Source organism: Nostoc sp., from assembly GCF_036918015.1.
GTDB lineage: Bacteria > Cyanobacteriota > Cyanobacteriia > Cyanobacteriales > Nostocaceae > Nostoc.
Genome location: NZ_JBALEO010000060.1, coordinates 244,430 through 252,829 on the forward strand (window position 1 = coordinate 244,430; position 8,400 = coordinate 252,829).

Here is an 8,400-nt window from a genome sequence, read left to right on the forward strand (position 1 = left end):
ATAAATTAATAGTTATGCAGCATATTTCTTTTGTTCTACGTGTGCGTTAATTAGTGACCAATCAGGATAATGTCTGAACAAATTTAAACAATCCTCAAGAGTAAATTTTGGAATTTCAGGATAAAGCGCTTCAATAATTCTTTTGATAAGTTCAAAATCATCTACTGTGTCCACTGTCCAACGATGTGAACTTTGATTTTCTGAATAAACTACCTGAGCTAATCGATAACGTTCAGGGTGCATATAAATAAATGAAGTAACATGCTCTCGATCAGGTTGTGTGATTGCTTCGACAAATGCTTGATGTAATGCTAGAAATGAAAAAACCTCAGTATCCATCCCCCGTGGGTAGGTTCTCTCTAAACAGTTAGAAACATAATCAAATTCATATCTATAATCCAGATAAAATTGAATTACCTTGTCAATCACTTGTGGATCAATTAGCGGACAATCAGAGGTAACGCGAATTACTACATCTGCTTGATGTTCTTTAGCTGCTCCATAGTATCTGGCTAATACATCTTCTTCAGAGTCTCGAAAATATGGTACTGAAAGGCAATCGCAAAGTTCAATGATTGACAAATCTGCACTATTGGTTGTAGTAGCAATCACAATTTCATCAGCCAGCTTTACTTGCTTTAGTCTCTCAATCTGGTATTCTAATAAAGGCTTATCCAATACCTTTTTGAGTACTTTTCCGGGAAGCCGAGTTGAAGTCATTCTTGCCTGAACAATAATTACAGTTTTCATATCAGCCTCTCTTTTAACGAAGCTACTACCCTATCTTGACTCTCTTCATCTAGTCCATAATATATTGGAATACTGATAGCTTCTTTGTAATATTTTTCTACTTGTGGAAAGTGTCCTAATTTAAATCCAAATTTTTGGTAATAAGGCTGTATATGAACTGGAATATAGTGCAAATTCACACCAATTCCTGTGCCGCGAAGTTCTTCAAATACTTGCCGATGAGTTTTATTAATCTTGTCCAGCTTGAGCCGAATCACATAAAGATGCCAGCTAGATTTAGTATTTGGATGTTGCCACGGCAGCATCAAAGGTAAATCTTGCAGTAGTTGATTATAGCGGTTGGCTAAAAACCAGCGATGTTCTACAAACTTATCTAATCGTTGCATCTGACTAGCACCCAATCCTGCTTGGATATCCGTCATCCGATAGTTGAAGCCTAGTTCTAGTTGCTGATAATACCAAGAACCGTGAGATTCTCCTTGCATCAAATCTGGATTACGAGTTATGCCATGCGATCGCAATCTAATCAATTTTTGATATAATTCCTCATCATTTGTTAGCGCCATACCGCCTTCACCAGTTGTAATAATTTTTACCGGATGAAAGCTAAAAACCGCCATATCGGAAAATTTGCAGGAACCAATAGGTTGTGCCTGATATCTTCCGCCAATCGCATGAGAAGCATCTTCGATAATTTTGAAACCATAACGCTGTGATAAAGCGGCAATTTGTTCCATCTCACAAGATTGCCCTGCAAAATGTACGGGTATTAATACTTTAGGCAAACAACCTTGCTTTTCTGCCCCAGCCAACTTACGTTCTAATTCATCGATGCTCAAATTGTAGGTATTTGGGTCAATATCAACAAAGTCAATCTTTGCACCACAGTAAAGTCCACAATTAGCTGAAGCAACAAAGGTATTTGGTGATGTCCAGAGAATATCTCCTTGACTCAAACCAGCAGCAAGACAAGCAATATGTAATGCAGCGGTCGCACTAGAAACCGCTACGGCATATTTCGCTCCACAGTAGTTGGCAACAGCTTGCTCAAATCTCTCTATAGCTGGGCCTTGAGTAATCCAGCCTGAGCGCAAAATTTCAATTACAGCATCAATATCTTGTTGACTGATATCTTGCTTTCCATAAGGAATGTAGTCACTCATTACTTCAGCATATCGAGTAGTTGGAAACCTTTTAGCCATTCTGTATTTATCTCAGAACTATACTCAAACCCTTCTGCAACGGGGACTCCTTTCTCACTTAAAGCGTTGCAGGCATAATCCACAGAATGAGCATATTCAATAGTTGGTCTAATTACATAATGATCTCCAAACTCCAATACTAAATGTGAAGCTTCAGAACAAAACATAGCTTCATGTAGCTTTTCTCCTGGTCTAATACCAACAATTTTAATTGGAACTCCCGGTGCAAGTGTTTCAGCTAAATCGGTAATTTTCATTGAAGGAATCTTCGGGACAAATATTTCTCCACCTTGCATTCTTTCAAAACTGTTAAACACTAAATCTACAGCTTGCTGGAGGGTAATCCAAAAGCGGGTCATGCGTGTATCTGTAATGGGAATTTCTGTAGCTTTTTCGCGAATTAATTTTTGAAAGAAGGGTACAACTGAGCCTCTTGAACCGACGACATTACCATAACGAACTACAGCAAATCGGGTTTTCATTGTCCCAACAATATTATTAGCTGCAACAAAAAGTTTATCCGCTGCTAGCTTGGTTGCACCGTAGAGATTAATGGGATTAACTGCTTTATCAGTTGACAGGGCAATTACTTTTTCGACTTCTTGCTCAATGGCAACATCAATGACATTATTTGCACCGTGTATATTAGTTTTAATACATTCCATTGGGTTGTATTCAGCAGCAGGAATATGCTTGAGTGCCGCAGCATGAATAACATAATCAACACCCCGCATTGCGAGACGCAGCCGATCGCGATCGCGCACATCTCCAATGAAATAGCGCATCACTGGTGCATTAAACTCCTGCGCCATTTCATACTGCTTCAGTTCATCCCGTGAATAAATTATGACTTTCTGAGGTTGATATTGGCTAAGAATCGTTTTAACAAATTGCTTGCCGAAGGAGCCTGTACCACCAGTGATTAAAATCGATTTGCCATTAAACATCTTGTATTTCTTTGTAATTTCAAAATTAATTATTTCGTAAAAATATTTAAGTGAAATTGTTACTGAGATTTGGGCTGCTTATTTGTGCTGCGATCGCTATTTCCCTCTTGCTTCTTAATCTTCTCTAATACAACTTTGTAATCTTGCCGCTCAGGGTGCAACTTCACCAACTTCTCCAAAGGTTCCATCGCACCTTTCGTATCTTTCAATTGCAACCGCAGCACAGACAGTTTCTCTAAAGCAAGTTGGTTTTCTGGTTCCCGTTGTAAAACCAACTCGTAGCCGCGCGCCTGTTGCTGTAATCCTGACTCAGGAGAAGCAGACGCAGTTGCTGGCTTTGGTTGAGTAGCCTGTTGGATTGCCGGAATGATTGCAAATACCGTAGAACCAAAAAACGAGAACATCGACACTATGGTGACAATCTTTTGTCGCCGCTGAATCTGCTTTTTGCGGGTAATTAGGTATTCTGCATCCGAACTAGCCATGCCTCACATACTTGCTGTGGTAAATACTTAGGTATCAGCAAGCCTCCCGTTCTGAGGATACCCATCTGCTCAACAGAAACTAACATCCTCGCAAAAAATTTTTTACACAAACTTCAAATGCTGACCCTGAATACGAGAGAACCTTATGGTAAGCCTATGCTGTACTGCCAATTTTGCCATGCGTAGTTTACCGCCGTAGGCATCGCTCCTATATCTCAAAGCAAAACCCTACCCTGTACCCTAACAAGTCTTATTCTCTGAGCAAAATATTAAAATTATATAAAGATTTGCAATTATTTCGCCTAAAGCCAGATGTTTGCGATAATGTAAATAACATTTAAATCAACAGTAAAGACTAGATATCTCTACTCAATTGCAAATTTCCCTGTCAGTCAAAAAATTTCAAACTAGCTCGTATCCTATAGCTACTGCAACAAGCAAGCATATTTTTCCTAATTTAAACAAACAGAATTTTCCCAGTAGTCCTCAGTCACGCTACTTAGTGGAACTTCCCTGAGGACTAATTATTCTGCTCGGCGTCCACATATAGATATCTTACGAAAGGTAGTGTTGCACTGTTGCGGAAAAAAGGTACAGGTAAAGAGGAAAAATAAAAGGAGCAAAGGTTAAAGAAAAAAGGGGAAAGATAAACATCCCTTACTCCTTATCCCAAAACTTTTGTCTGGCTTCTGCAAAAAGTTTAAGGACTGCTTGGTAAAATTGGGATTTTCTGGTGGTAATTACCGTACAAAACCGAATTTACCAGTAACTTAGTAGAGTTTGTTATGGTATAGTTAGAAAGTTAAGACTAGCTTTACCAAATTACACCACTCTACGGGCCGGCAACAATTGCAGAATGGAAAGCAGTTTTAATTAAGCATTTACCCACAAAATCAGAATTCAATCGAGGTTATGACTCAGAAAGTGATTCACCCAATGGTGAAATTGCAGCGCAACGTGCAATCACTCATAGAATCGAATATTATCAAGCCAAGCGATAGCATCTGGAAAATCGCTCTGCTCTATGGTAATGAATGGCAGCACTGGAAACAAGAACTGCTTGACTTTGGCTTTAGTATGCAAGACCCAGTTAGTGAATTGCTAGCTGTAGAAACTTGGGATGAGGAGTAGGGAATAGGAGGGATGAAGAAGCAGGGGGAGCAGCACTTCGGCTACGCTCAGTGACCGAGGAGCAGGGGAAGAATTCTAACCCCTAACTCCTAACTCCTAACTCCTAACTCGCTAATCTCCACTCTCTAAACTTTGCAAGCAGCTAAAGCCGCAGCTAATTCCTTTGCATTTTGATAGCGATCGCGTGGCAATGGTTCTGTAACGCGATCGATAACATCTCTTAATTGGGAACTAATGGTGGGAACTTTTGCCACATCAAACCTGAAGTTTCGCCCTCGTTGGCGGTAATACTTGAAAGGGTTTTCGCCTGTGAGCAGAAAAATCAGCGTTGGCCCAATTGCATACAAATCAGATTGAGTCAAAGGTTGTCCTCGTTCTTGTTCAGGGGCGCAGTAACCTTCTGCACCAATTCGAGTACCGGGCGCTGTGCCGATTTCCTTAACTGCGCCAAAATCTAGCACCACAATGCGATTTTCTGAGCTTCGCACCATTAAATTGGCGGGTTTGATATCGCGGTGAATCAGTGGAGGCTCTTGGCTATGAAGATAGTCTAAAATATCGCAGGTTTGGATCATCCAAGCGATCGCTTGGTTTGGTGTCACTGGTCCGGTGGTATAGACGCGTTTCTCCAAATCTTGTCCGTGGATTAGTTCCATTGCCAAGTATTTTTTTCCGCCTTCTACAAAGAAGTCATAATACTTGGGAACTCCTGGATGGTTAAGGGATTTGAGAGTATGCGCCTCTCGCTCAAATAACTCTTGAGCTTTGACAATTTTCAGCATATCAGCATTCATTTGCTTCAACACCAGCAGTTGTGGCATACCCGCAATCAGACCAGCCTCGTCCCAAGCCAGATAGGTAGTACCCATACCTCCTTGTCCGAGAGTTCGCAACACCTGATAATGACGAATTCTCTGTTGGACTGAGAGAGGTTGACCGCAGTGGATGCAAAACACATTGTTTGGAGAGTTGCCTTCGTGCGTGCAAGTTGAAGATAAATTTGCCAGATTTCTTGCTGAGTAAAGTGTCTCAGCGGCGTTTTCTTCTGTCCCTTGTATTTGTTGCTGCGATCGCAAACCAGTTTCTAGTACTGTTACCTCCTGAATTTGGAATTGCAGTATTGGGCCTCCCTGTGCCAATTGCAAAAGGGAATTATCTGGTAACGGACTCTGAAGTACAAGAATACCGTTGAGAAAAGTCCCATTTGTACCTTGACTAATCAGCTGCCAAGCATCGCCATTGCTAGCGTCACCGACTTTTCTCAGTTCTAGATGATGCCGCGAAACTAAACTATCATTTAAAACAACGTGATTATCTGCCGCTCGACCAATCCGAATTATGGAGGAGTTCTCAAAGCTCCACTGCTGGAGGGGCGTTTTCTGTTGCGGTTCTAACAGGGTCAGACTAACCACAATACAACCTACAAGGTAAATGGATTGGGGATTGGGGATTGGGGATTAGGGATTGGGGATTAGGGATTAGGGATTAGGGATTGGAGAGTAGAAAAATTATTTCCCAGTTCCCAGTCCCCAGTCCCTTAATTTTCAACTTTCTAGATTTGGGCGTACTTTTGCCCGAATAAGTATACCAGTAATATTGTCATGACCGTTGTATTGATTTGCCAAATCAATTAAATCTGTAACACCCTGTTCTAAGTTAGCGCCAGAACTAAGTAAGGGTTGTAAGCGGCTCTGCCAATGGGTTTCTAGTAAATCATTATCTGATAGACCGTCCGATGCCAACAGCAGAAGAGTATCTTCGTTGATGTCGAAAAAACCTACGTCGGGATTAATCGAGTTTTCATCACGAGGCCCCAAGGCTTGGGTAAGTTGGTAGGCATCTGGACGGGCGTAAGCTATGCTTGCTTCCACTCCTCGGTTAATTTCCCGTTGCCCAACTTCGTGATCTACTGTGACTTGCTCTAGTCCCTGTTTGCGCGTTAGGCGATAGAGACGGCTATCTCCCACATGAGCAACTGCTGCTTGAGTATCTTGAATTAAAAGCATTACTAAAGTTGTACCCATACGCCCAACTCCAGAACGGGCATCTTGTTGATTGAGCTTGTAAATCGCCTCATTAGCTAAATACACTGCCTCACGAATGCTATCTTCTGTTGGCAGTTGGTTGGCAATCCAGTGTTCTTGAAAGTATTGCCGTAGGGTGTTGACTGCTAACTCGCTGGCTATCTCGCCGCCAGCATGTCCACCCATACCATCACAAAGAATATACAAACCATGCCCTTCTAAGACTCGACTTTTAGGGAACTCCAGTTTCTGAATTTTGGTTTCAATGCCAAAGCAGTCCTCGTTATGATGACGTTGACGCCCCACATCTGTGCGTCCTGCATCTTCTAAGCTGCTTAACTGCATCGCCAGCACAACAGTTGGCATATCATCAATTTTGCTAATGATATCTCCTAACTCATCTGATTGCGGGATAGTGGACACAGCAGTATTTTTCTCCTCTATTGGCGGCAAAGTTGCGGTTCCTAGTGCTTCCAGTTCAATAGAAATTTCCTCCAAACGCGATCGCAATTGGGCGATCGTCTGAATCTTACCTACCTCTAAATCCCCCAACATCTGAACTACAGAGCCAAATTGAGTTCGTTGCGACTGTCTAAATAGTGCTTGCCAAACTCTTCCCAAAGTTTGGATAGTTAACGGCTCCTCTGGAATAGCAGATGTTTGGTGAGGGGCATCTTCTGGCGACTCCGTGGCAGGCTGAGAATTCGATGATTCCACATACAACCTTTGTAGTGCCAACGTTTGGTCTTCATCCAATCGCAAATTCGACAAATCTAAAAGGCTTTGACGACAATTTACTGGTTCCAATACTGCCCAAAGTTGGGTCATTTCATAACACCAGTGTAAAATTTTTAACGAACTGGTTGTTTCTTCTTGCCACAGGTCGAGTAAATACTGCCAATCCGAGCGGTTTTCGATTATTAATACCTGTATATCACCTTGCTGCCATGCGTCGTGAATCGACGGTATCCCCCGCTCACCTTGGGATTGTAAAGCAATATAAAGTTTAGCAAGGCGAGGAATCTCACTCGCTTCCACTGATGGTGTTAGCAAATCTGATTCCTGACTTGCGAGTATTGCCTCAATCGGTGATATTTGATACGGCTGGCAGTCTAGAACTCTCACACCCACATCAGTAATAATGGCAGTTTCCGTCTGGGCAAGTGGCGTATCTAACAATTGATAGCGCTCTTGGGAGTCTAAATAGGAACCTAATGTAATTTGAGAACTAGGCGATAGAGGAGATGAGGCGGGTATTGCTTGTTCATCTCCCTCACCTCCCACATCTCCTACATCTCCTTCTACTCTCAAAGCTTCCCCAGTCGTTTCTTTAGCAATAATTGCCCAAAACACTGTTCCACATTCTGTATTACAGTTATGACAACGTAGTGCATTCACAGGTACATCATCTGTACTGCATTCAGGACAGACCTTGTGAGTCAGGGATGCGCCACAGTTTTGACAGAATTTATTGCTATTGGGGTTTTCAAATTTACACTGAGGGCAAATCAGCATAGTGGAAGTTCCTTTATTCCCGTTCGTTCCAAGGTGCTTCTAGCCACTAACATCCAAGGTGCCTTGGCTGTCCCTGACTACAGTAGATTGTAGTTTATCAATGAATTTTGGTGGCAGTATTAATTGTGACGCATATTAGATAAATATTTCATATATTGGCAGGCAATTCCTTATAAATGGGGAATGGGGCATGGGACAGAGAGGCAGAGGAGCAGAGAGGCAGAGGAGCAGGGGGAGCAGGGGAAGAATTCTAACTCTTAACTCTTAACTCTTAACTCTTAACTCTTAACTCTTAACTCTTAACTCTTAACTCTTAACTCTTAACTCTTAACTCTTAACTCTTAAC

General features: G+C 41.9%; 7 protein-coding genes. 1 reads left to right on the forward strand and 6 read right to left on the reverse strand.

What is annotated here, in order from left to right:
* Positions 1-12: 12 nt before the first annotated feature.
* Genes V7K61_RS14785 through V7K61_RS14800 form a run of 4 tightly spaced genes read right to left on the reverse strand, consistent with a single transcriptional unit; the run spans position 13 to position 3,384 of the window.
* Positions 13-750, reverse strand: coding sequence for a glycosyltransferase family protein (locus V7K61_RS14785; protein ID WP_335054095.1), 738 nt, complete (start codon positions 748-750; stop codon positions 13-15).
* A complete protein-coding gene (gene pseC, locus V7K61_RS14790) occupies positions 747-1,952 on the reverse strand; it encodes a UDP-4-amino-4,6-dideoxy-N-acetyl-beta-L-altrosamine transaminase (protein WP_335054097.1) in 1,206 nt (401 codons plus the stop codon). Before pseC ends, V7K61_RS14785 begins: the two co-directional genes overlap by 4 nt.
* The gene (gene pseB / locus V7K61_RS14795; RefSeq protein ID WP_335054099.1) at positions 1,913-2,899 is read right to left on the reverse strand and encodes a UDP-N-acetylglucosamine 4,6-dehydratase (inverting); all 987 of its coding nucleotides are present in this window, start codon (positions 2,897-2,899) and stop codon (positions 1,913-1,915) included. The genes pseC and pseB overlap by 40 nt, the downstream gene beginning before the upstream one ends.
* A gap of 59 nt (positions 2,900-2,958) precedes the next feature.
* Positions 2,959-3,384 carry a tetratricopeptide repeat protein gene (locus tag V7K61_RS14800; protein WP_335054101.1) on the reverse strand — a complete coding sequence of 142 codons (426 nt, stop codon included), beginning with the start codon at positions 3,382-3,384 and terminating at the stop codon, positions 2,959-2,961.
* A gap of 912 nt (positions 3,385-4,296) precedes the next feature.
* On the opposite strand from V7K61_RS14800, the gene V7K61_RS14805 reads away from it, so the two are divergent.
* Positions 4,297-4,515: a DUF4327 family protein gene (locus V7K61_RS14805; protein ID WP_181930103.1), complete on the forward strand. Its 219-nt coding sequence runs from the start codon at positions 4,297-4,299 to the stop codon at positions 4,513-4,515.
* A gap of 125 nt (positions 4,516-4,640) precedes the next feature.
* Here the strand turns inward: V7K61_RS14805 and V7K61_RS14810 are convergent, their stop codons facing one another.
* Positions 4,641-5,927, reverse strand: coding sequence for a protein kinase domain-containing protein (locus V7K61_RS14810; RefSeq protein WP_335054103.1), 1,287 nt, complete (start codon positions 5,925-5,927; stop codon positions 4,641-4,643).
* Between the two features lie 132 nt (positions 5,928-6,059).
* Positions 6,060-8,054 carry a serine/threonine phosphatase gene (locus V7K61_RS14815; protein WP_335054105.1) on the reverse strand — a complete coding sequence of 665 codons (1,995 nt, stop codon included), beginning with the start codon at positions 8,052-8,054 and terminating at the stop codon, positions 6,060-6,062.
* Positions 8,055-8,400 lie beyond the last annotated feature (346 nt).